Here is a 24542-nt window from a genome sequence, read left to right on the forward strand (position 1 = left end):
GTCAGCTCTTTTTCGATTTCGCGGGCGCTTTCGCCTTCGTTGTCTTCGGCTTGGCGGCTGTCTTGGTGGTCTTGGTTTCGGCGGCTGCGGCCTTTGGCTTGGCTTTCGCCTTGGCCGCCTTGCCCACAGGTGCCTTGCCTGCCTTTTCGGCGATCAGCGCAAGCGCCTCCTCGACGGTGATCGCCTGGGGATCCTTGCCCTTCGGCAGTGTGGCGTTGACCTTGCCCCAGTTGACATAAGGGCCGTACTTGCCGTCGCGAACGGTGATCGCGCCACCATCAGGATGATCGCCGAGCGTCTTCAGTGCCGCTGGCGTGCCGCGCGCACCCCGGCCCGGTGCCTGTTTCGCCTTTTCGGCGATGACAGTCACGGCGCGGTTGAGGCCGACCGAGAACACGTCCTCGACGGTTTCCAGATTGGCATAGGAGCCGTCATGCAGGAGGAACGGTCCATAGCGGCCGATGCCGGACGAGATCATCTTGCCCGATTCAGGATGCTTGCCGATATCGCGCGGCAGCGAGATCAGCGCCATCGCCTTTTCATAATCGATGTCCTCGGGCTTCCAGCCCTTCGGCAACGAAGCGCGTTTGGCTTCTTTGCCGTCGCCGCGCTGGATATAGGGGCCGAAGCGGCCGGAACGGAGCGTCAGCTCCTCGCCGGTGGTCGGATCGGTGCCGAGGTTCTTCGGCTCGTTGAGGGCAGCACCGTCCGCTTCTCCACCATTTTCCGAGGAGAGCTGGCGCGTGTAATTGCATTCCGGATAGTTCGAGCAGCCGACGAAGGCGCCGTATTTGCCGAGCTTCAGCGACAAGTTGCCGGTGCCGCAGACCTGGCAGATGCGCGGATCGCTGCCGTCCTCTCGTTTCGGGAAGACGAGTGGTGCCAGCGCCTCGTTCAGCGAATCGAGCACGTTGGTGACGCGCAGTTCCTTGGTGTCCTCGATCTGGGCGAAGAAATCCTTCCAGAAATCGCGCAGCACCTGCTTCCAGTTCAACTCGCCGGCGGAAATCCGGTCAAGCTTCTCTTCGAGATCGGCGGTGAAATCGTATTCGACATATTTGGTGAAGAAGCTCTCGAGGAAAGCCGTCACCAACCGGCCCTTGGCTTGCGGGATCAGCTTGCGCTTGTCGATCGTCACATAGTCGCGGTCGCGTAGCGTTGCGAGCGTCGCAGCATAGGTGGAGGGGCGGCCGATGCCGAGCTCTTCCATCTTCTTGATCAGCGTCGCTTCCGAATAGCGCGGCGGCGGTTCGGTGAAATGCTGCGTCGAATTGATCTTCTGCTTGGCGAGCGCCTCGCGCGCATTGATCTCCGGCAGGCGCCCATCCTCGTCGCCATCGTCGCTCTGCTCGCCATCTTCCTTCTGGTCGGTATAGGCGGCGATGAAACCATCGAAGCGGATGACCGAACCGACGGCACGAAGCCCGGCCTTCTCGCCCTTGTTGTCGGCGGTGATTTCAGCCGTCGTGCGCTCGATCTCGGCCGACGCCATCTGGCTGGCGATGCCGCGCTTCCAGATCAGCTCGTAGAGCCGGATCTGGTCGGCATCGAGGAATTTGCGGACACGGTCGGGCGAACGATAGAAATCGGTTGGACGGATCGCCTCGTGCGCCTCCTGGGCGTTTTTCGCCTTGGTCGAGTAGAAGCGCGGCTTTTCCGGCATGTAGCGCTGGCCGAACTGGTCGACGATGGCACTGCGCGCCGCGTCGATCGCCTCGGGCGCCATCTGCACGCCGTCGGTTCGCATATAGGTGATGAGACCGACCGTCTCGCCGCCGATATCGACGCCCTCATAGAGCCGCTGGGCGATCTGCATGGTGCGCGAGGCGGAGAAGCCGAGATTGGAGGAAGCCGCCTGCTGCAGCGTCGAGGTCGTAAACGGCGGTCCCGGGTTGCGCTTGACCGGCTTCGCCTCGACCGTATCGACGACATAGCTCGCACCTTCGAGCAAGGCCTTGAGCCGGCCGGCATCCTCGCCGTTGCCGATTGCGCGCGGCTGCAGCCGTTTGCCATTCGCCGAAACCAGTCTTGCCTCAAACTCGTCGCCGCGCGGCGTCTTCAGAAGCGCCGAGATGTTCCAGTACTCTTCCGAAATGAAGCGCTCGATCTCGGATTCGCGGTCGCAGACGAGGCGAAGCGCCACCGACTGGACGCGGCCGGCCGAACGTGCGCCGGGCAGCTTGCGCCACAGCACCGGCGAAAGATTGAAGCCAACGAGATAATCGAGCGCGCGGCGCGCGAGATAAGCGTCAACCAGCGGCACGTCGATATCGCGCGGATCGGCCATCGCGTCGAGCACCGCCTTCTTGGTGATCGCATTGAAGACGACGCGCTTGACCGGCTTGCCGTTCAGCACGCGCTTCTTGTTCAGCATGTCGAGAACGTGCCAGGAAATCGCTTCGCCTTCGCGATCCGGGTCGGTCGCGAGAAACAGGCCATCGGCAGATTTCACCGCGTCGGCAATGTCCTTCATCCGCTTGGCGGAGGCGCTGTCGACCTCCCAAAGCATTTCGAAATCCTGATCGGGGAGGACTGAGCCATCCTTGGCAGGCAGATCGCGCACATGGCCGAAGGAGGCGAGCACTTTGTATCCCGGACCCAGATACTTGTTGATCGTCTTAGCCTTGGCAGGCGATTCCACCACTACAACATTCATCATGATTCTCTAAAAAGGAAAGGACGCCAGCGTTGAAACCAGCGCAACACACACCGCAACTTGGATACCGGCCCTTCGACATGGACAGGGAAATCGCCGCGGTCAAGGGGTTTGCTACAATTTTACCTCTTGCATCTGTTGCAGCCGAGAGGAGATTGTCGGGAAAATACAATTTTAGATGGGTTGGCAAAGGTTTTTCGACACAGGGTTCGGCAATTCGCAAAGCCACCGCCTGATGTCGCGCAAGGTTCAATCGGAAAGCGAGACAAGGCCGCCCTGATGCCGGTGCAGTCTGCCTGATATATCGAGTTCCAGAAGGATGAGATAGACTGCGGATGCCGAGAGGCCGGTATGACGGATGACGTCGTCTATCTCAACCGGGGTCGGCCCGAGCGCATCGATGATGCGGGTTCGATCGGAATCGCCTGGTGGCACCGATATGGGCTTGCCGTCACGCGCAGGCTCCTCTGCCATCGATGACGAGAACAGGTCGAATTGCGTAAGCGGCGCCAGGGCCTCGATGACATCGGCGGGCGCGGTGACGATCGAAGCACTTTCCTTCAGCAGGCCGTTGGTGCCATGGCAGCGCGGATCGAGCGGTGAGCCGGGCACGGCAAACACCAGGCGGCCGAACTCGCCGGCAAGCCGTGCCGTGATCAGCGAGCCCGAACGCGATGCCGCTTCGATGACGACGAGACCGAGTGCGATACCGGCGATCAACCGGTTCCTGCGCGGGAAATCGCGGGCGCGGGGCTCCCAACCGAAAGGCATTTCGCTCACCGCCAGGCCGTTGCCGCCGGTTATCTCATCGAGCAGGCCGATATTCTCCGGTGGGTAGGGCTGGTCGAGGCCGCCGGCGAGCGCCGCGATCGTGCCCGTGTCGAGGCTTGCCCGGTGGGCTGATGTGTCGATGCCACGTGCCAGGCCGGAGACCACTGTATAACCCGCCCGACCGCAGTCGCGCGCCACCATCGCCGCGAATTTCGCGCCTGCGATCGAGGCGTTGCGCGAGCCGACGATGCCGACGGCCGGGCGTTTGGCGGCGGCAAGTGCGCCCTTGACGGCCAGAAGCGGCGGCGCGCCGTCGATCTGTTTCAGCGCTTGCGGGTAGTCCGGCTCGCCGATGCCGACGAAGCGGGCGCCGAAGCGATGCGCCGCCTCCAGTTCCCGATGCGCCTCGGCCTCGCTGGCGATGCGGATTGCCCGAGTGGCGCCGCCGCGCGCCGAAAGCTCCGGCAGTGCGGCAACCGCTGCCTCGGCCGAACCGAAATGATTGATGAGGTCGCGAAAGGTGGCAGGGCCGATATTGTCGGAACGGATAAGGCGCAGCCAGGCAATTCTTTGCCGTTCGGTCAGCGCGACGCCTTTTGGTCCCGCGCTCAGCGCATCCATTATCCCTTTGCCCCGATCTTGCTTTCCGTCCCGCCCATCAGGCGCGAAATATTCGCCTTGTGCTTCCAGTAGGAGATGAGGGTCATGATCGCCATGACAGCCGCAACCTTTTCGTTACCCAGTATCCACAGCGCAACCGGAATGACAAGCATGGCGACCAGCGCCGACAGCGAGGAGTAGCGGGTGGTGAAAGCGACCGCCAGCCAGACGGCAGCGAAGAGCACGACCATGATCGGCGCGACGCCGAGCAGGGTGCCGATATAGGTGGCGACACCCTTGCCGCCCTTGAAGCCGATCCAGACCGGGAAGAGATGGCCGATGAAGGCGAAGAAGCCGGCGATGATCGCGGCCTCCTCACCGAGGAAATAGCCGACGATCCAGGCCGCGGCCGATGCCTTCAGCGCATCGAGCAGCAGCGTCGCCGCGGCGAGCGACCGGTTTCCTGTTCTGAGCACATTGGTCGCGCCGATATTGCCGGAGCCGATGCTACGCACGTCGCCGAGGCCGGCGGCACGTGTGAGGATCAGGCCGAAAGGGATCGAGCCGAAGAGATAACCGATAACAGCGGCGGCAAGCGCGATCGGCAGCGTGATCTGCCATGACATGAGATTGGATAACATATGCCCCTCAGCCCCTCCGTGACTTATCCTCAGGTCCGACCTTCTTCCGCTGCGGGATGGACGGCGATGGTGTCGATCCTAAATTGCGTGGACAAGCTTTCCCGAGACGTATGTTGCGACCGCCCGTCCGCTGAAGCGCGCATCCTCGAACGGCGTATTCTTCGAGCGGGAGAGAAGCATGTCTTTAGCGACAAGCCAAGGCTCATCGAGATCGATCAGCGCGATATCGGCCGCAGCGCCCGGCTTCAACGTGCCGGCCGCGAGACCGAAGATTTGCGCGGGGCGGGTGGACATGGCGTCGATCAGGCGCATCAGGCTCACCTGGCCGCCATGGTGAAGCCTGAGGGCTGCCGCCAGCATGGTTTCGAGGCCAATCGCGCCGTCCTCCGCCTCGCCGAACGGCAGGCGCTTCGTATCGACATCCTGCGGGTCGTGTGAGGAGACGATGATATCGATCGCGCCGCTCGCAAGGGCGTCGGCCATGGCCACTCGGTCATCTTCCGGGCGCAGCGGCGGATAGAGCTTGAAGAAGGTGCGGTATTCGCCGATGTCGTTTTCGTTGAGCGCCAGATTGTTGATCGAGATGCCGCAGGTCACCTTGGCGCCGCGGCTGCGGGCGCGCTCGATCGCCTCGACCGATTCCGGCACCGAGATCATCGCGGCGTGATAACGGCCGCGCGTCAACTGCGCGATCCTAAGATCGCGTTCGAGCGGGATGAGCTCGGCTTCCTTTGGAATGCCGGAGAGCCCGAGCCAGCTGGCGAAAAGCCCCTCATGCATGACGCCGTTGGCGCCGAGATATTTGTCGCGCGTTTCGCAGGAGACGACGGCGCCGAATTCACGCGCATAGGTCATGATCCGGCGCAGCACCTGCGTGTCGTGGACGCTGGAATGCGCGTCGGTAAAGGCGACGGCGCCTGCCTGCATCAACAGGCCGATCTCCGTCATCTCCTCGCCGGCAAGGCCCTTGGTGATGGCGGCTGCCGGATAGACGTTGACGGCGGCCGTATCCCGCGCCGTCTTCTTGACGAATTCGACGAGCGCGATGTCGTCGATAACAGGATCGGTGTCCGGCATCATGATGATCGAGGTGACGCCGCCGGCCGCCGCCGCCCGGCTCACCGAGGCGATCGTCTCACGGTGTTCGCCGCCGGGTTCGCCGACATGGACGCGCGCATCGACGAGCCCGGGCGTCGCGACGAGGCCCGTGCAGTCGCGGATGACGGCTCCATCAGGCGCGCCCTGGTTCTGCGCCTTGCCGCCAGCGGCGATGATCACGCCGTTTTCGGCGATGATCGTCCCGATCTCATCGAGATTGCGCGACGGGTCGATGATGCGGACGTTCTTGAGGACGATTGGGTTGCTCATGCCATCATTCCCTCGCTTCGGGGACCCTGGTTCTGCGAGACGAGCAGCGTCTCCATGACGGCCATGCGCACCGCGACCCCCATTTCCACCTGTTCGGCGATCACGCTCTGCGGCCCGTCCGCTACTTCCGAGGCGATCTCGACGCCGCGGTTCATTGGCCCGGGATGCATGACCAGGGCATCGTCCTTCGCTGCCTTCAGCGTTTCGGCGTCAAGACCGTAGAAGTGAAAGTATTCGCGCACCGAAGGCACGAAGGCGCCGGACATGCGCTCGCGCTGCAGCCGCAGCATCATCACGACGTCGGCGTCCTTCAGCCCTTCCTGCATCGAATGGAAGACCTCGACACCCATCTCGGCGATGCCGGCCGGCAGGAGGGTCGCAGGCGCGACGACACGCACGCGGGCGCCCATCGCGTTGAGCAGAAGGATATTGGAGCGCGCCACCCGCGAATGCAGCACGTCGCCACAGATCGCCACGATGATGCGCGACAGCTTGCCCTTGGCGCGGCGGATCGTCAGCGCGTCGAGCAGCGCCTGGGTCGGATGTTCATGCTGCCCATCACCGGCATTGACGACCGAGCAGGAGACCTTCTGGGCGAGAAGGGCGGCCGCACCGGCGCTCGAATGGCGGATCACCAGCACATCGGGGCGCATCGCATTCAGCGTCATCGCCGTGTCGATCAGTGTTTCGCCTTTCTTCACCGAGGAATTGCCGACCGACATGTTCATGACGTCGGCGCCCAGCCGCTTGCCGGCAAGCTCGAAGGAGGCCTGCGTGCGAGTCGATGCCTCAAAGAAGAGGTTGATCTGCGTCAGCCCGCGCAGCGTCGACGTCTTCTTTTCTCTCTGGCGGCTGATCTTGACGGCCTCGTCCGCCTTGTCGAGAAGATAGGTGATATCCTGCTCGGTGAGGCCCTTGATGCCGATGAGGTGGCGGTGGGGGAAAAAGACCATGACCCTGCCTCTTGCTGTCTCTGGCGGGTCTATAAAGAGTGCTGCCCGCCGGGGCAAGCATGTGCTGTGGGCAAAGGCTTATGTCCCCATGCATTTTCGCCCGAATTCCGATAGAGCAGAATGAACCGAATCATAACTTCCGGTTTCCCTTTGCCGGGTTCTTACACTAGAAGCGAATTATGACCTCCGCCAACCGGACTGACGACAAACTCGCAGAACTCAACCAGCCGAGCCTGTGGTCCGGCATCAATGCCTATCGATCCGATCCGCTGATCGTCGATCTGACGGCGGCCCTGCCGCGCGGCATCCGCGAAGACCTGGAAAACATGGGCCGCTACGTCACCTCGCCGGAGGCGCAGGAGATGGCGCGCATGGCAAACCAGGGCGCGCCGCAGCTGCGCACCCACGGTCCGCGCGGTGAGCGCCTCGACGTCGTCGAATTCCATCCTGCCTGGCATGCATTGATGCGCCGCTCCATGTCGGTCGGCCTGCATTCCTCCGTCTGGGATCCCCAGGCCGATACCGAGGCCAAGGACGAGGCCCACAAGGTTCGTGCCGCGCGGTTTTATCTGACGTCGCAGCTGGAATCCGGCCATCTCTGCCCGCTGACGATGACGAGCGCCTCCGTTGCGGCGCTCTCGGCTTCGCCCGCGGTCCAGAAGGACTGGGCGCCAAAAATTCTCTCGCGCAAATATGATTCGTCGAACAAGCCCGCCATGCAGAAATCCGCCGTGACCATCGGCATGGGCATGACGGAAAAACAGGGCGGCACAGATGTGCGCGCCAACAGGAGCGCTGCCGAAAAGGTCAGCGAGGGCATCTACCGGCTGTCCGGCCATAAATGGTTCATGTCAGCGCCGATGAGCGATGCCTTCATCATGCTGGCGCAGACGAAGGAGGGCATGGGCTGTTTTCTCGTGCCGCGCCTTCTGGAGGATGGTTCCGCCAACGGCCTGCAATTCCAGCGGCTGAAGGACAAGGTCGGCAACCGCTCCAACGCCTCGTCCGAGGTCGAGTTCACCGATACGTTTGGTTTCCTGCTCGGTGGTCCGGATGCCGGCATCCGCACGATCCTCGACATGGTGACGCTGACCCGGCTCGACTGCGCGCTGGCCTCGTCAGGCATGATGCGCGCCTCGCTCGCCGAAGCCGTGCACCACACCCGCGGCCGCAGCGTCTTCGGCAAGATGCTCGTCAACCAGCCGATCATGACGCGCGTGCTCGCCGACATGGCGCTCGATGTTGCCGCCGCGACGGCACTGTCCTTCCGTCTGGCCGACGCCTTCGACAAGGCGCGCGGCAATGCCGAGGAAGCGGCCTATGCCCGCGTCATGACGCCGGTCGCCAAATACTGGTGCTGCAAGATCGCGCCGGCGCTGATCTATGAGGCGATGGAATGCATCGGCGGCAATGGCTACATCGAAGAACGCCCGATTGCCCGCCATTACCGCGAGGCTCCTGTCAACGCCATCTGGGAAGGCTCCGGCAACGTCATGGCGCTCGACGTGCTGCGCGTGCTCAACCGTGGCAAGGATCTGTTCGAAACGGTCTTTGCCGGCCTTGCCCGCGATCTCGGACCCGCCGGTAAGAAGACGATCGACGTGCTGCGCGCCGCAATTGCGCTGTGTGAACAGGATGAGGGCGCCGCGCGCCTGCTCGTCGAACAACTGGCGCTCGCCGCCGGTGCCGCCGAACTCTATCGGCTTGGGGCAGGGCGCATTGCCGATGCCTTCATCGAAACGCGTCTTGCCGGCGGCTGGCGCTCCACCTACGGCATGCTCGATTCCCGCTTCGACGCCAGCTACATCGTCGACCTGCTCTATCCGCCAGCCGCCTGATCGCAGCGGGTCAGGCGATCCTGAGGCCGAGTTGCTCGGCCATCGGATTGACCTGTCGACGATAATCACCGTTTATCATCGGGCCGGTCGCGACAAATCCTCGCCATAAACAATAATCCGGCCGCGTCGCCGCGGCCGGATTTCAGTGTTTACGTCCGAAAATCAGCGTTCAGAAGAAGCCACGGCGCTGCCACCAGCCGGCTTTCTTCGGCTTGCCGTCATCGCCTTCGCCATTCTCGACGCGGGTGGATTTCACCGTTGGCTCGGAGGAGGAGATGTTGGATTCGCGGTTGGCGCGAACCGGCTTTGCCTCTTCCTGAACTGGCGTTTCGAGATCGGCGGAGGCTTCAACCAATTCCGGTTCGGCCTCGGCCACAGGTGCCGTCTCTGCAACTGGTTCCTCGACCGGCGCTGCGGCCGGTTTGCGGCGGCCGCGGGTACGGGCGGGCTTCACTTCTTCGGTTATAACAGCCACGCTCTCGACGGCTGCCATCGCGGCCTGACCTTCGTCAGCCTGCTCGGCAATCGCCTCGACCGCTACAGCTTCGCTCGGAGCGCCGTCGTTCGAAACGTCGTCGCCATCGTCCTCGTCGCCGCCATTGTCTTCACCGGCTTCGCCAGCCGTCAGTTCGGAACCATCCTCGGCGCGATTGCGACGGCCGCCACGTTTGCCGCGACGGCGGCGCTTGCGGCGCTGCGATTCCTCGCTTTCGGCGCGTGTCTCAGGCGTAGCTTCGGTGTTTTCATCACCTTCGCTGCCCTCGTCGTCACCGTCCTCATCCTCGTCGCCGGCTTCGCCTGCTGCCGATGCCGGCTGCTCGGCATTGCCGTTGCGGCCACGGCGGCGCCTGCGGCGCTTGCGCTTGCGGTTGCCGTCAGCTTCGCCTTCCGAGCGTGCTGCGACGGGCCGTTCGGCAACGGCCGTCTTTTCTTCGAGTTCCTCGTCTTCCTCCTCATCCACTTCGATGACGATATCGTCGTCGTCGTCCTCAGGAATGGCTGCGAAGTTGAAGAGCGTTTCGATCTTGACCGGGTTTTCCACCGGATCGCCGCGATCGATCGCGAAATGCTGTGCGCCGACCGAACCGTCTGCATCGATGACGATAGCGACGCCGAAACGGCTTTCGTAATCGATGATCGTCTGGCGCTTGTGGTTGAGCAGGTAGAGCGCGATGTCAGGCGTGGTGCGCACGGTGATGTTGTGCGTGGTATTCTTCAGCAGATATTCCTCGATGCCGCGCAAGACATGCAGCGCGACGGAGGACTGCGAGCGCACATGGCCGGTGCCGCCGCAATGCGAGCAGACCTGCGTGGTCGATTCGAGAACCGAAGCTCGGATGCGCTGACGCGACATTTCGAGCAGACCGAAATGCGAGATCCGGCCGACCTGGATGCGAGCGCGGTCGTTCTTCAGGCATTCCTTCAGCTTCTTCTCGACAGCGCGGTTGTTGCGCTTCTCTTCCATGTCGATGAAGTCGATGACGATCAGGCCGGCAAGGTCGCGAAGGCGAAGCTGGCGCGCGACTTCGTCTGCAGCCTCGAGATTCGTCTGCAGTGCGGTGTCTTCGATCGAATGTTCGCGGGTCGAGCGGCCGGAGTTGACGTCGATCGAGACCAGCGCTTCGGTCTGGTTCATGATCAGGTAGCCGCCGGACTTTAGCGTCACCTGCGGCTGCAGCATGCGGTCGAGCTGAGCCTCGATGCCGGAACGTGAAAAGATCGGATGGATGTCGCGGTAGGGCTGAACCACCTTGGCATGGCTCGGCATCAGCATCTTCATGAAGTCTTTCGCTTCACGATAGCCTTCTTCGCCGGAAACGATGACTTCGCTGATATCCTTGTTGTAGAGGTCGCGGATCGAGCGCTTGATCAGCGAGCCTTCCTCATAGACGAGGCAGGGAGCGGTGGACGCCAGCGTCAGCGTGCGCACATTCTCCCACAGGCGCATCAGATATTCGAAGTCGCGCTTGACCTCGACCTTGGTGCGGTTGGCACCGGCGGTGCGAAGGATGACGCCCATGCCCTGCGGCACCTCGAGCAGGCGCGCGATTTCCTTCAGGCGCTTGCGGTCGGCAGGGTTGGTGATCTTGCGGGAAATGCCGCCGCCGCGCGCCGTGTTCGGCATCAGCACTGAATAGCGGCCGGCGAGCGAAAGATAGGTGGTAAGGGCTGCGCCCTTGTTGCCGCGCTCTTCCTTGGCAACCTGCACGAGCAGGATCTGGCGGCGCTTGATGACTTCCTGGATGCGGTACTGCTTGCGCGGCTTGCGCTGCACGCGGTCCGGCACTTCTTCCATCGCATCTTCGGCGCCGACGGATTCGATGACTTCCTCTTCGCCGTGATCGTCATCATCGTCGTCATCATCGTGGCGACGCTTGCTGGTATCGACGTCTTCGGAGATCGAGTCGGTTTCCACCATCGCGGCCATCGCGCCGCCGGTCGAACCGTCATCCTCATTGTCGACAGTCGACGCGCCTTCGGCTTCGACGTCTGTGGGAACAGCGTCCTCGGTCGCGGTCGTTTCGGCGGCCGGTTCTACGACCTTCTTGCGGCTGCGGCGCGGCCTTGCCTTCTTCGCAGGCGCTTCCTCGGCGGCCGCGGTCTCTACCGCTGCCGTCTCTTCCGTTACGGCAGCCGTTTCCGGCGCCTCCGCCGGAACGATGCCGACATCCGGCTGATCCTGCTTGGAAAGATCGACCATCGGTGCGGTTTCGACATGCTCGACGTCTTCGTCGCGGCGATGCTCCTCGGCTTCGGCCCGAAGCAGCGCCTGACGGTCGGCAAGCGGTATCTGATAATAGTCGGGATGGATTTCGGCAAAGGCCAGGAAGCCGTGCCGGTTGCCGCCATAATCGACGAAGGCGGCTTGCAGCGAGGGCTCGACCCTCGTTACCTTTGCAAGATAGATGTTGCCGCGGATCTGCTTCTTGTGCTGGGACTCGAAGTCAAATTCTTCTATGCGGTTCCCGCGAACGACAACGACGCGCGTCTCTTCCTCGTGAGACGCATCGATAAGCATTTTGTCTGCCATGTAAGCTGTGCTCCTCGGCGTGGCCGCGAGAGCGCATTCCCGACTGCTGTTGAGACAGAAAGAATGCGGTCCGCAGTGGCCGCGCCGGATAATGAAAGTCGCGCCTGATGCGAGGGGGAGGGCAGCAGCCAGACCGCAGCCGGAACCATTTCGGTCCGGGGCCTGTACACTTCAGATAAAACCTGCTGCGAAACCATCAACAACCAAGCGTGATCGACAAATACGAAGACCCGTTCGGGTCCGATGAGTTTGCTCCCTGAGAGCGTGGTGGCTGATCCACCAATGAATTCCGACAATAAGCCGGAAAATCAGGATCCAGTTCTAGGGATTAAGCGCATGAGACGGCGGACGATGACCGGTGTGGCGCCAGGTCCTGATCTGGCTGGCAGCCTTTGCGGCGACTCTATCCCGTCAACACTTTACCCTGAAATTCGTTGTATGTTTTCTGTGTCACAATAGCAAGGGAAAAGCCAAATGTGCCATAATATTGATGGATTTCGCAACGCATAGAAGCTGGGGATAAAGTGATCGCGATTCGGCAGGCTGCAGCGGGTGTTTCGTCACAGCGACGTTCGCCGCAGCCGCGTCGGGTCCATTGCAATACAAATAGGGTGTGGCGGTTTATTGTTTAAGAGGGCTCGGATCGCGGCGAAATCCGCAGCGCGGCGATCGACAATCGCAAGGCGGGTTCTGGCGGCGCTTTTGGCCGCCAGTCTCCTGCCGGTCGCTGCGAGCTCCGTCGAGGCCAGGGATCCGCTGCTTGCCTATGGCGCGCGCATCGTCGGCGACGATGCAAGGACCCGCATCGTCATCGATTTCGATCGCGAGCCGCGTTTCTCGGTCCATTATATCGCCAATCCGGAACGCATCGTCGTCGACCTGCCGGCGACCGCCTTCGGTTTTCCGGCGAAGGATCTTGCCGCCCGCGGCCTGTTCAAGGATATCCGCTACGGCAAGATGGACGAGGAGAGCGCCCGCATCGTGCTGACGACGGCAGGGCCGGTGAAGCTGGCGCTTGCCAAGGTGCAGGCCGATGAGACGGGCAACGGCCATCGCCTCGTGCTCGATGCCGAGATGATCGACAAGGAGGCCTTTGCCGAATTGGTGAAGACGCAATCCTGGAGCGATCGGACTGAGGCGGCGCAGACGACGAGCGCCATTCCGGCACCGGAAAAAGCTGCTCCCGGCGATTTCGTCATTGCCGTCGACGCCGGCCATGGCGGCATCGATACCGGCGCGATCGGCGTCGATACCAAGACCGAGGAAAAGCAGGTGACGCTTGCCTTCGCCAAGGCTTTGACCGACCGGCTGAACAAGGAACCAGGCATCAAGGCCTTCTTGACGCGCGAGGATGACGAGTTCCTGTCGCTTTCGCAGCGCGTGCTGATCGCCCGCCAGAACCATGCCGGCCTCTTCATTTCGCTGCATGCCGACACGTTGAAGCAGAAGGATATCCGCGGCGCCACCGTCTACACGATCTCCGACAGGGCATCCGACAAGCTCGCCGCCGACCTTGCCGAACGTGAAAACCTCTCCGACCAGATCGCCGGCAAGGAGACGGTTGCCGAGCCGCCCGAGGTCGCCGACATCCTGCTCGATCTGACGCGGCGCGAGACACAGGCCTTCTCCATCTCACTGGCCGAGAGTGTGCTGAATTCCTTCAAGGATCAGGTCGGCACCATCAACAATCCGCACCGTCATGCCGGCTTCCGCGTGCTGCAGGCCCCTGACGTGCCGTCGATCCTTCTCGAGATCGGGTTCCTCTCGAATGCCGAGGACGAGAAGCTGCTGCTCGACGAGGCCTGGCGCGGCAAGATCGCCGGTCTCTTGACCGACGCAGTGAAGCGATACCGCGCCGCCGTCATGGCGAATGGCGGCTGACGGCCGCCGCCCAAAAATCTGTAGCGGTTGCGGCACGGCGGCCCGCATAAAAACAAAGATTCATAAAAACAAAGATTTAAGTGCGCCGCATGAATCAAATTCTGAGCAAGATACCCCAGATTGGCGGTGGGGACGGGCGTTGCTTGGATGTGACAGTTCTAATGAAACGCGGCCGCAGCGGTGAATGCGGCGCAGACAGCCCTATTTTGCTCACATTCGCGCCGTTACTCCGGCTTATGTTTCGCAGCCTGAGGCGCGAAATCGGCTTGTGGCGGTAGCGCTCATAGAGTAAGCCGCGCAACGTGCAAATTGCCTTGATCTGTGCAATCGTTGCGGCTGCGCCGATTGAAGATCGAAGAGACCGGTAGCTGAAATATGGTTAGACTTTTTGGATATTTCTTCGGAATGGCCTGCGTCCTGTTTCTGGTCGCGGCGGCGGGTGTTGCCATCTATCTCGCCAATGTCGCGAAGGATCTCCCGGACTATGCCGTTCTGAACAGCTATGCGCCGCCGGTGACGACCCGCGTCCATGCCGGCAACGGCGCCCTGATGGCCGAGTACGCCAAGGAAAAGCGTCTCTTCCTGCCGATCCAGGCTATTCCCGACCGAGTGAAGGCGGCTTTTCTGTCGGCCGAAGACAAGAATTTCTACAATCATCCGGGCGTTGATCTCACCGGCCTCGGCCGCGCCATCCTCGTCAACTTGCAGAATTTCGGTTCCGGCCGCCGCCCGGTCGGTGCCTCCACAATTACCCAGCAGGTGGCCAAGAACTTCCTTTTGAGCTCGGACCAGACGATCGACCGCAAGATCAAGGAAGCGATCCTCTCCTTCCGTATCGAGCAGGCCTACAGCAAGGACAAGATCCTCGAACTCTACCTGAACGAGATCTTCTTCGGTCTGAATTCCTATGGCATCGCCGGCGCAGCACTCACCTATTTCAACAAGTCCGTCACCGAACTGACCGTCGCCGAAGCCGCCTATCTAGCATCGCTGCCGAAAGGCCCGGCCAATTATCATCCCTTCCGCCATCCGGAAGCAGCGCTCGAGCGTCGCAACTGGGTGATCGACCGGATGGTCGAGAACGGCTATGTCAGCCAACCTGACGGCGAGGAAGCCAAGAAGCAGCCGCTCGGCGTCACCGCCCGCACCACCGGCCCCTCGCTCTTTGCTTCGGATTTTTTCGCCGAAGCCGTGCGCCGCCAGCTGATCGACCAGTACGGCGAAAAGGTCCTCTATGAGGGCGGCCTTTCGGTGCGCACGTCGCTCGATCCGCAGATGCAGCTCGCTGCCCGCAAGGCGCTGCAGGACGGTCTGGTCACTTACGACGAGCGCCGCGGTTTCCACGGCCCGATCAAGCAGATCGATGCGAGCGGTGATTGGGGCAAGGCGCTTGCCGATATTCCCGCACTGTCCGATGTGCCGGAATGGCGGCTTGCCGTGGTACTCGCCGTGTCAGACAGCACCGTCGACATCGGCCTGCAGCCGGCCAAGGATGGCAGCGGCAAGGTTGCGGCCGATCGCCAGCGCGGCACAATCGACGCCAAGAACATGCAGTGGGCCTTCCGTTCGGCCGACGGCGCCCGCAAGACCACGAAATCGCCGGTCGGCGCCGTGTCCCCCGGTGACGTTGTCTATGTCGCAAAGCTCGGTGACGACGCGTCGACCTCCTATCGCCTGCAGCAGCCGCCGAAGGTGCAAGGTGGCCTGGTCGCCATGGATCCGAAGACCGGCCGCGTGCTCGCCATGGTCGGCGGCTTCTCCTATGCCCAGTCCGAATTCAATCGCGCCACCCAGGCGATGCGCCAGCCGGGCTCCTCGTTCAAGCCTTTCGTCTATGCGGCGGCAATGGACAATGGTTATACGCCGGCTTCGGTCATCATGGACGCGCCGATCGAAATCGTCTCGGGCGGCCAAGTCTGGAGGCCGGAAAACTACGGCGGCGAATCCGGCGGCCCGTCGACGCTGCGTTCGGGCATCGAGCATTCGCGCAACCTGATGACGGTGCGCCTCGCCAACGATCTCGGCATGAATATCGTCGCAGAATATGCCGAACGCTTCGGCATCTACGACCACATGATGCCGGTTCTCTCCATGTCGCTCGGCGCTGGCGATACGACGGTGCTGCGCATGGTCTCGGCCTATTCGGTCATTGCCAATGGCGGCAAGCAGATCAAGCCGACGCTGATCGACCGCATCCAGGACCGCTACGGCAAGACCATCTTCAGGCATGAGGAGCGTCTGTGCGAGGGCTGCAATGCCGGTGATTGGCAGAACCAGGAAGAGCCGAATATCGTCGACAACCGCGAAACCGTGCTCGACCCGATGACCGCCTACCAGATCACCTCGATGATGCAGGGCGTTATCCAGCGCGGCACGGCTGCCGGCAAGGTCGATCTCGGCGGCCGCGACGTCGCCGGAAAGACCGGCACGACCAATGACGAGAAGGATGCCTGGTTCGTCGGCTTCACGCCGGATCTGGTCGCAGGCCTCTATATGGGTTTCGATACGCCGGCCCCGCTCGGCCGCGGCGGCACCGGCGGCGTACTTTCGGCGCCGATCTTCAACGAATTCATGCAGACCGCCGTCAAGGACATGCCGGAATCGAAGTTCGTCATCCCGCCCGGCATGAATCTGATCTCGATCGACCGTAAGACCGGCATGGCGGCCGTCGACGGCGATCCGAACACCATCATCGAGGCTTTCAAGCCGGGGACCGGCCCGGCCGACAGCTTCTCCGTCATCGGCATGGACAGCACCATGGCGCCGGAAGAGATACTGAAGACCTCGCCGCAGGCGAACCAGGCCGTACAGACCGGCACGCCCGGCCTGTTCTGACCGGGGCCTGAATTTTGCACGCCCGCCGCGGCCCTTTACATCCGCGGCGGGCGTCTCTATGTCACCAGCACCTGAAGAAGACCGAGACAGAGAAGCAGGAAAATGCGAGCGGAAATCGAAAACGTGGTCGATGAAACCAAGCAGGCTATCACCCTGCTGAGGAGGCATCTTTGACTGGGACCAGGCGATAAGACGGCTGGACTGGTTGAACAACAAGGCAGAGGATCCGAACCTCTGGAACGACGCTTCCGAAGCGCAGAAGCTGATGCGCGAACGCCAGCAGCTCGATGACGGCATCAACGGCGTCAAGCAGCTCGAACAGCAGCTGAACGACAATATCGAGCTGATCGAGCTTGGCGAGGAAGAGGGCGACCAGAGCGTCGTCAAGGAAGCCGAGGATACGCTGAAGGCCTTGAAGGCCGAGGCCGCGCGCCGCCAGGTGGAAGCCATGCTCTCCGGCGAAGCCGATGGCAACGACACCTATCTCGAAGTCCATTCCGGCGCCGGCGGCACTGAAAGCCAGGACTGGGCGAACATGCTTCTGCGCATGTACACCCGCTGGGCCGAACGCCAGCGTTTCAAGGTCGAGCTTCTCGAAGTCCATGACGGGGAAGAGGCGGGCATCAAGTCTGCAACCCTGCTCGTCAAGGGACACAATGCCTATGGCTGGTTGAAGACTGAATCGGGCGTACACCGCCTGGTGCGCATCTCGCCCTACGACAGCAATGCGCGTCGTCATACGTCCTTTTCGTCGATCTGGGTCTACCCGGTTGTCGACGACTCGATCCAGATCGAGATCAACGAAAGCGACTGCCGCATCGACACCTACCGTTCCTCGGGTGCCGGCGGCCAGCACGTCAACACCACCGACTCGGCCGTGCGCATTACGCATATTCCGACGGGTATCGTCGTGCAGTGCCAGCAGGAGCGCTCGCAGCACAAGAACCGCGCCAAGGCGTGGGATATGCTGCGCGCCCGCATGTACGAAGCGGAACTGAAGAAGCGTGAGGATGCCGCCAGCGCCGAAGCCGCTTCCAAGACCGAGATCGGCTGGGGCCACCAGATCCGCTCCTACGTGCTGCAGCCCTACCAGATGGTCAAGGACCTGCGCACGGGCGTTGCCAGCAGCGCGCCCGATGATGTGCTCGACGGCGATCTGAACGAGTTCATGGAAGCGGCCCTTGCCCACCGGATCAGCGGCGCCGCCGACGCGGTCGTCGAGGATGTCGACTGATCGGATTGTCGATGGATTGAGACAACAAAAGCCCCGGAGACGGGGCTTTTGTTTTGAAAGGCCCTGGAAAGTCCATTCAAAGTGTTAAGGGCGTCCTTTGCGCGTCTGAAAAGACGCGCGGCGCTATAGATCGTTGAGGCGATCACAGCCCTTGCTCGACGCATAACCAACCGCTTCAGCTCATCGAGACGCGCATAAATGACATCGAGAAGAGGTTTGCCCGCGCTATCGGCGCCTATGGCGATCTTTCCTGTGCGTCTTCCGATTTTCATTGATCCTCCGCCTGGCCCGTGAGTGCAGGTCTTCTCACTGCGGATTCTCGTGGTGCGATTTGCCCCTGAGGCCGCCCTCGCATTTATATGTTCGACACTGACTTGACATTTGTCGAGTCAGTGTCGAATAATGTCATCATTGATATCGGGGCTGGAGATCACCGATGTCGATCGGCTCCCGCCAATCGGTTGCCGGTGCATGTGTGGAGGAGAAGAGGGTGGAGCTTTTGCTGGATGTGGAAGGGCTGAAGAAGTCCTTTGGTGGTGTCGCGGCATTGCGCGACGGCCGCTTTGAACTTCGCGCCGGCTCGGTCCACGCACTTTGCGGCGGTAACGGCGCAGGCAAGTCGACCTTTCTCAAAATCCTCATGGGCATCCATAATCGCGATGCTGGCTCGATCCGCCGTCGTGGCAAGGACGTGGACTTTGCCGGTCCCGCCGACGCCCTCGCCTCCGGCATTGCCATCATCGAGCAGGAGCTGAGTCCGGTTCCGCACATGACGGTGGCGGAAAACATCTATCTCGGCCGCGAGCCCTCGACACGTTTCGGCGGTATCGATTTCCGGACGATGAACCGCTCCGCCCAAGGGCTTCTCGACGATCTCGAATTCGATATCCGCGCCACCCAATACATGATGAACCTCTCCGTTGCGCAGATGCAGCTCGTCGAGATCGCCAAGGCGCTAAGCCACGATGCCGAGGTCATCTTCATGGATGAGCCAACCTCGGCAATCGGTGAGAAAGAGGCTCAGCAGCTCTTCGCGGCCATCCGGCGCCTGAAGGGGCAGGGACGCGGCATCGTCTATGTCTCGCACCGGCTTTCGGAAATCTTCCAGATCGCCGATTCCTATACCGTGTTTCGCGACGGTGCCTATGTCGGCAGCGGAGACCTCAAGCAGATCAGCCGTCCTGATCTCATCCGGATGATCGTTGGCCGGGAGCTGGCCGAGGAATATGTCAAGACCAATACGCCCACATCCGAAACCGGCCTCGAGGTTACGGCGCTGAGTTGCCCGAACAAGATCGAGGACATTTCCTTCTCCGCCCGCAAGGGCGAGATCTTCGGCATCTACGGGCTGATGGGCTCGGGGCGAACCGAGATCTTCAATTGCCTTTTTGGCCTCGAAAAATCCTCCGACGGCAGGATCGTGGTCGACGGTGCCCGCATCTCCGTGTCGAAGCCGGCGGATGCGATGGCAAATGGCCTGGCGCTGGTGACGGAGGATCGCAAGCTCACGGGCCTCAATCTCTCCGACTCCGTTCGTGCCAACATCTGCATGGCAAGCTTACCGGAGATGAGCCCTTCCTTTGCCATGAGCCGCCGTCTCGAGGCCGAGGCCAGCCGTCGGATACAGGCGCAATTTCAGATCAAGGCCGCCCGTGACACCATGCCGGTCTCGGGCCTGTCTGGCGGCAATCAGCAGAAAGTGGTGCTCGGAAAATGGTTTCTGCGCAATCCGAAGGTGCTGCTCCTCGATGAGCCGACACGTGGCGTCGATGTCGGCGCCAAGCGCGAAATCTACCGCATCATCTGTGATTTTGCCGCGGCCGGCGGAACGGTCGTGATGATCTCATCGGAAATCGACGAAGTTCTGGGCATGTCGGACCGTATCATGGTGATGCGCGCCGGCAGGAGCGCGGGAATTTACAGCCGGGAGGAAACGGATGCCCAATCACTCGTCCACTTATCGACCTGATCAGGATCAGGTCATCCGTACGGCGCCAGAGGAGCGAGCAAGAGTGTCAGAGAGCGACGATAGCAATGCCGGCGGCTGGTTCAGTTCGGATCGGCGGCGGCTGTTGATTCAGGAATACGGTATCTTTCTCGCTTTTCTGCTTCTCGTGGTGGTCCTTTCGTTCTCGAACGAGTTCTTCCTGACCGGCGGCAATATTTCCAATGTGCTGCTGCAGACTTCGATCAACGGCGTGCTTGCCATCGGCATGACTTTCGTGATCCTGACGCGCGGCATCGATCTTTCGGTCGGTTCCGTCGTGGCGCTTGCCGGCATTGTCAGCGCCAGCTTCTCGACAACCTCCGCCACGGCGGCGATTGCCGGTGCGCCCTATCCGGTGGCCATCGGACTTGCGGTCGGCATTCTGGTTGGCGTTGCCTGCGGCGCGATATCGGGGGCGATCGTCTCGCGATTTTCCGTTCCGGCCTTCGTCGCCACTCTTGGCATGCTTTCGGCCGCGCGCGGCTTGACGCTGATCTATGGCGGCGGTCGCCCGGTTCCCGCGCTGACGCCGGCCTTCCGGTGGATCGGCACCGGCGACGTCATCGGCATTCCGGCCCCCGTCATCATTCTCGCCGTCGTTTTCGCCGCTTCGTGGTGGATCCTCAGCCGGACGCGCTTCGGCCGCTACATCTATGCCGTCGGAGGCAATCCGCATGCGGCGAAGACCTCCGGTATCGACATCGGCCGCATCCGTTTCATTGTCTATGTCATTTCCGGCGGTCTTGCCGGTCTGGCCGGCATGCTGCTCAGCGCCCGTACAGGATCGGCCCTGCCACAGGCGGGCATTGCTTATGAGCTGGACGCAATTGCGGCGGTCGTTATCGGTGGCACAAGTCTGTCGGGCGGTGTCGGCCGGGTGACGGGTACGCTGATCGGCGCGCTCATCATCGGCGTCATGAACAACGGCCTCGATCTGATGGGGATCCAATCCTACTACCAGCAGGTCCTGAAAGGTGCCCTGATCGTCGGCGCCGTGATGCTCGACCAGAAGCGAACTTACGGGGCCTGAGCCCCATCGGAAACCGTGCCGGCCCTTGCCGGCCCGTTGCAGAGGCGAGCCATGCCGGCCGCTAAAACTTAAAGTGGAGGAAATTGAAATGAGAAAGCTTATGATTGTGCTCGCTTCGGCAACGGCCTTGCTGGCCTCCTCGGCCGTGGCCCAGGAAAAGATCAAGATCGGGGCAGCCCCTTACGGCCTCAATGCGGAGTTCATGCAGATCTGGGCGGCAGCGATGCAGGAGCACCCGGCCGTCAAGAGCGGCGAGGTCGAGCTGACTGTTTTCGACGGTCGCTATGACGCGCTGGTTCAGCAGGATCAGTTCAAGACGATGGTCACGCAGAAATACAATGCGATCATCTTTGCACCGATCGACGTCGATGCAGGTGCGGCGGCCGTACAGTCGGCGGCGGATGCCGGCATTCCGGTGATCGGTTCGAACACCCGCGTCAATTCCGACCTGCTGACCTCCTATGTCGGTTCCGACGATACCATCTCGGGCTACATGGAAGCCAAGACCGTCCTCGACAAGCTCGGCTGCAAGGGCAATGTCGTCATCCTCGAAGGCCCGGTCGGTCAGTCCGCACAGATCTCGCGCCTGGAAGGCAATAAGAAGGCGCTCGCCGAATGCCCTGAGGTGAAGGTCCTCGAAGACCAGACGGCGAACTGGTCACGTGCCGAAGCCCAGACGCTGATGGAGAACTGGCTGACCGCGCATCCGAAACAGATCAACGGCGTGATCGGCCAGAACGACGAGATGGCGCTCGGCGCCATCGAGGCGATCAAGGCTGCGGGCCTCGACGAGAAGAGCTTTGCGATCGCCGGCATCGACGGCATCACCGACGCTCTTCGCGCCGTCAAGGCCGGCGAGATGACGTCGATCCTGCAGGACGCACGTGCTCAGGCTCAGGGCGCTCTCGACCTTGCCATCTTCCATGCCAAGAAGGGCAACTACAAGCCGCAGTCCGATATCTGGGCGACCTACAAGGACATGCCGTGGAACGACGGCAAGGACAAGAATTACAACGTGCCGTGGACGCCGGTGACAGCCGACAACGTCGACAAGCTGCTCGCAACACGTAAATAATCCATCTTATGGGGCGGGTTCGCCCGCCCCATTTCTCAGACAGGCCGGGAAAAGATCCATGACCGATTCAAAACAGATTGATCTGAATTTTTCGCTGGGCGGCAAGGTCGCCCTGGTAACGGGCGGCGCCTCCGGCATCGGCGATGCCATCGCATCGGCATTTGCCGCCAAGGGTGCGGTCGTCGGCGTGATCGACATCAATGAAACCGTCGCGAAATCCAAGGCCGAGGCCCTCGGAAATGGCGCGAAATCCTTCGTCTGCGACGTTTCCAACCCGCAATCGGTGGAAGCCGTCATCGCTGCGGCGCAGGCGGCCTTCGCTCATATCGACATCGTCGTCAACAGCGCCGGTGTCGCCATGCTCGCCCCCGCCGAGGATCTCACCCTGGAGGCCTGGGACAGGACCATCGACATCAATCTCAAGGGAACATTCCTCGTCTCTCAGGCTGTCGGCCGGGTCATGCTCAAGGCCGGCAAGGGCGGCAGGATCATCAATATCGCCTCGCAGGCCGGCACGGTCGCCATCGATCAGCACGTGGCCTATTGCGCCTCCAAATTCGGCGTCATCGGCCTTTCCAAGACGCTCGCCGCCGAGTGGGGGAAACACGGCATAACCGTCAATACGATTTCACCGACGGTGGTTCTGACCGAGCTCGGAAGAAAGGCCTGGGATAACCCGCGCGGAGAGGAGCTGAAGAAGCGCATCCCGATGGGGCGCTTCGCCTATCCCGAGGAGATCGCTGCGGCGGCGGTGTTTCTGGCATCGAGCGGCGCCGAGATGATCAACGGCGCGGATCTTCTGGTCGATGGCGGCTATACCATTGTCTGACACGCGGAAAACAGGAGGAACCATGCAGCGGTTTATCAACAATCCGGACGAGGTCGTCGAGGATACGGTCAAGGGCTTCGTCAAGGCGCATGCCGATATGGTCAGGCTCGGCAACGGCAATCCGCGCGTCATCGTTGCGCGCCATGCGCCCGTCGCGGGCAAGGTCGGCGTCATCACCGGCGGTGGTTCCGGCCATGAGCCCGCCTTTATCGGCTATACCGGACGCAACATGCTGGATGCCGTCGCGGTGGGTGAGCTGTTTTCGTCGCCGACGGCCAAGAGTTTTCTCGATGCCGCGCGCGAGGCCAATGGCGGCAACGGCGTCGTCTGCCTTTACGGCAATTATGCCGGTGACAACATGAACGTGAAGATGGCGATCAAGCTCGCCGCCAAGGAGGGCATCACGATCGCGACCGTCGTCGCCAATGACGATGTATGTTCGGCGGGACCGGACGAGCGCGAGAAGCGACGTGGCGTCGCCGGCGAGATATTCATGTGGAAATGCGCAGGCGCCAAAGCGGAGCAGGGGGCGAGCCTCGAGGAGGTGCAGGCGACAGCGCAAAGGGCGATCGACAATTGCCGCTCCATCGGCATCGGCCTCGGTCCCTGCACGCTGCCCGCCGTTGGGCATCCCAACTTCCAGATTGCGCCGGGCACGATGGAAGTCGGCATTGGCCATCACGGCGAGCCGGGGGTCCGGGTCGAGCCGCTGAAGCCTGCCGCCGAGGTCGCACGCGAAATGGCCAGGATCGTTCTGGACGATCACGGCCTGGCATCGGGAACCGAGGTGGCCGTCATCGTCTCCGGCCTCGGCGCGACGCCCTTGAACGAGCTCTATATCCTTCACGACACCATCGAAACCGAGATTACCGGGCGCGGACTGAAAATCTACAAGACCTATATCGGAAATTACTTCACCTCGCTGGAAATGGTCGGTGCGACGCTGACCGTCATGGCGCTTGACGACGAGTTGAAGACGTTAATCGACGTCGATGTCCACTGCCCGGCAATGCCTTGATGGGAGACCAAGCGAATGCAACAATTTGACAACGCTTCCTCGGGTGACATCGTTTTCTCGCTCGCGGATCGGATCATCGAGAACCGCGCTTATCTGAGCGAGATCGACGGCAAGATCGGCGATGGCGATCACGGGGTTAACATGGCCAAGGGATTTGGCATGGCAGCCGAACGGATCAAGGGCGCAGACATGTCGCTCGCAGAAGCTCTCGACACGCTCGGCACGGTGCTGATGACGGAAATCGGCGGGTCCATGGGACCGCTCTACGGCGTCATGTTCATTCAGTTCGCTGAAACGATCGAAAAGGCTGCACAGATCGATGCGGGGATGTTCAGCGCAATGCTGCACAACGGTCTTGAAGGCATTCAGGCAATCGGATCCGCGAAAGTCGGTGACAAGACCCTTCTCGATACGCTCGTGCCCGCCATAGAGGCGTTCGATCTGGCCAATGGCGATGGAAAGTCGTTTGCGGAATCGCTGAATATTCTCGTTTCGGCCGCGGAGGCCGGCCGGGACAGCACCCGCGATCTGGTAGCCAGGATCGGCCGGGCAAGCAGGCTCGGCGAACGTTCGCTTGGCGTTCTGGATGCGGGCGCCACTTCCTGCGCGCTGATCCTCCAGTCGCTCGCTCTTGGCGTCGAGGCAAGGCTTCGGCCATCCGCATGAAAAACAGCGGGTTTTGGTGAGAGCCGTGATCCTCCAAAGCATCACCTTTCCGGCTGCGTTGGTGGCCGGAAATCATTGTGCGGAGAATGTTGAAAACCGGAGACTTTACGCTCATCTTCGCGGGCGATT

Annotated in this window: 16 protein-coding genes; 10 read left to right on the top strand and 6 right to left on the bottom strand. The window is 61.8% G+C overall.

Going from position 1 to position 24542, the window contains the following annotated elements; all coding sequences use genetic code 11:
• Position 1: 1 nt before the first annotated feature.
• The 5 genes from topA to J3P73_RS09735 form a co-directional block, all read right to left on the bottom strand.
• Positions 2-2656 (bottom strand): type I DNA topoisomerase, encoded by a 2655-nt coding sequence (topA, locus tag J3P73_RS09715; protein WP_130664418.1) that lies wholly within the window; start codon positions 2654-2656, stop codon positions 2-4.
• A 249-nt stretch (positions 2657-2905) separates the two neighbouring features.
• Positions 2906-4048: a DNA-processing protein DprA gene (gene dprA / locus J3P73_RS09720; protein ID WP_130691018.1), complete on the bottom strand. Its 1143-nt coding sequence runs from the start codon at positions 4046-4048 to the stop codon at positions 2906-2908.
• Positions 4048-4668 (bottom strand): glycerol-3-phosphate 1-O-acyltransferase PlsY, encoded by a 621-nt coding sequence (plsY, locus tag J3P73_RS09725; RefSeq protein WP_130655193.1) that lies wholly within the window; start codon positions 4666-4668, stop codon positions 4048-4050. Before plsY ends, dprA begins: the two co-directional genes overlap by 1 nt.
• Before the next feature lie 78 nt (positions 4669-4746).
• On the bottom strand, positions 4747-6036 hold the full coding sequence (locus J3P73_RS09730) for a dihydroorotase (RefSeq protein ID WP_130655194.1): 1290 nt from the start codon (positions 6034-6036) through the stop codon (positions 4747-4749).
• Positions 6033-6989 (bottom strand): aspartate carbamoyltransferase catalytic subunit, encoded by a 957-nt coding sequence (locus J3P73_RS09735; protein WP_018069495.1) that lies wholly within the window; start codon positions 6987-6989, stop codon positions 6033-6035. The genes J3P73_RS09730 and J3P73_RS09735 overlap by 4 nt, the downstream gene beginning before the upstream one ends.
• A 179-nt stretch (positions 6990-7168) precedes the next feature.
• Between J3P73_RS09735 and J3P73_RS09740 the strand changes: the two genes are divergently transcribed.
• Positions 7169-8827: an acyl-CoA dehydrogenase family protein gene (locus J3P73_RS09740; RefSeq protein ID WP_029872820.1), complete on the top strand. Its 1659-nt coding sequence runs from the start codon at positions 7169-7171 to the stop codon at positions 8825-8827.
• A 169-nt stretch (positions 8828-8996) separates the two neighbouring features.
• Here the strand turns inward: J3P73_RS09740 and J3P73_RS09745 are convergent, their stop codons facing one another.
• Entirely contained in the window at positions 8997-11858 is a 2862-nt protein-coding gene (locus J3P73_RS09745; protein ID WP_130655195.1) for an Rne/Rng family ribonuclease, read from the bottom strand.
• A gap of 624 nt (positions 11859-12482) precedes the next feature.
• Here J3P73_RS09745 and J3P73_RS09750 point away from each other — a divergent pair.
• From J3P73_RS09750 to dhaL, 9 genes are all read left to right on the top strand, one after another.
• Positions 12483-13739, top strand: a complete 1257-nt coding sequence (locus J3P73_RS09750) for an N-acetylmuramoyl-L-alanine amidase (protein ID WP_018069499.1) — start codon at positions 12483-12485, stop codon at positions 13737-13739.
• A gap of 375 nt (positions 13740-14114) precedes the next feature.
• The gene (locus J3P73_RS09755) at positions 14115-16574 is read left to right on the top strand and encodes a penicillin-binding protein 1A (RefSeq protein ID WP_024321094.1); all 2460 of its coding nucleotides are present in this window, start codon (positions 14115-14117) and stop codon (positions 16572-16574) included.
• A 102-nt stretch (positions 16575-16676) separates the two neighbouring features.
• Positions 16677-17808, top strand: a protein-coding gene (prfB, locus tag J3P73_RS09760; protein WP_012756997.1) for a peptide chain release factor 2 whose coding sequence is annotated in 2 segments (ribosomal slippage) — positions 16677-16745 and positions 16747-17808 — 1131 coding nt in all. Because the reading frame shifts where the segments join, the coding sequence is not laid out codon by codon here.
• 490 nt (positions 17809-18298) lie between these two features.
• Positions 18299-19777 (top strand): sugar ABC transporter ATP-binding protein, encoded by a 1479-nt coding sequence (locus J3P73_RS09765; RefSeq protein WP_024321093.1) that lies wholly within the window; start codon positions 18299-18301, stop codon positions 19775-19777.
• 43 nt (positions 19778-19820) lie between these two features.
• Positions 19821-20825, top strand: a complete 1005-nt coding sequence (locus J3P73_RS09770; protein ID WP_018069504.1) for an ABC transporter permease — start codon at positions 19821-19823, stop codon at positions 20823-20825.
• Between the two features lie 88 nt (positions 20826-20913).
• Positions 20914-21900 carry a substrate-binding domain-containing protein gene (locus tag J3P73_RS09775; protein WP_130688125.1) on the top strand — a complete coding sequence of 329 codons (987 nt, stop codon included), beginning with the start codon at positions 20914-20916 and terminating at the stop codon, positions 21898-21900.
• Positions 21901-21958: 58 nt separating this feature from the next.
• Positions 21959-22729 carry an SDR family oxidoreductase gene (locus J3P73_RS09780; RefSeq protein WP_130691014.1) on the top strand — a complete coding sequence of 257 codons (771 nt, stop codon included), beginning with the start codon at positions 21959-21961 and terminating at the stop codon, positions 22727-22729.
• A gap of 22 nt (positions 22730-22751) precedes the next feature.
• Entirely contained in the window at positions 22752-23747 is a 996-nt protein-coding gene (locus tag J3P73_RS09785; RefSeq protein ID WP_130691012.1) for a dihydroxyacetone kinase subunit DhaK, read from the top strand.
• Between the two features lie 15 nt (positions 23748-23762).
• Positions 23763-24413 (top strand): dihydroxyacetone kinase subunit DhaL, encoded by a 651-nt coding sequence (gene dhaL / locus J3P73_RS09790; RefSeq protein ID WP_130664425.1) that lies wholly within the window; start codon positions 23763-23765, stop codon positions 24411-24413.
• Positions 24414-24542 lie beyond the last annotated feature (129 nt).

It is taken from the genome of Rhizobium ruizarguesonis, from assembly GCF_017357285.1.
GTDB lineage: Bacteria > Pseudomonadota > Alphaproteobacteria > Rhizobiales > Rhizobiaceae > Rhizobium > Rhizobium ruizarguesonis.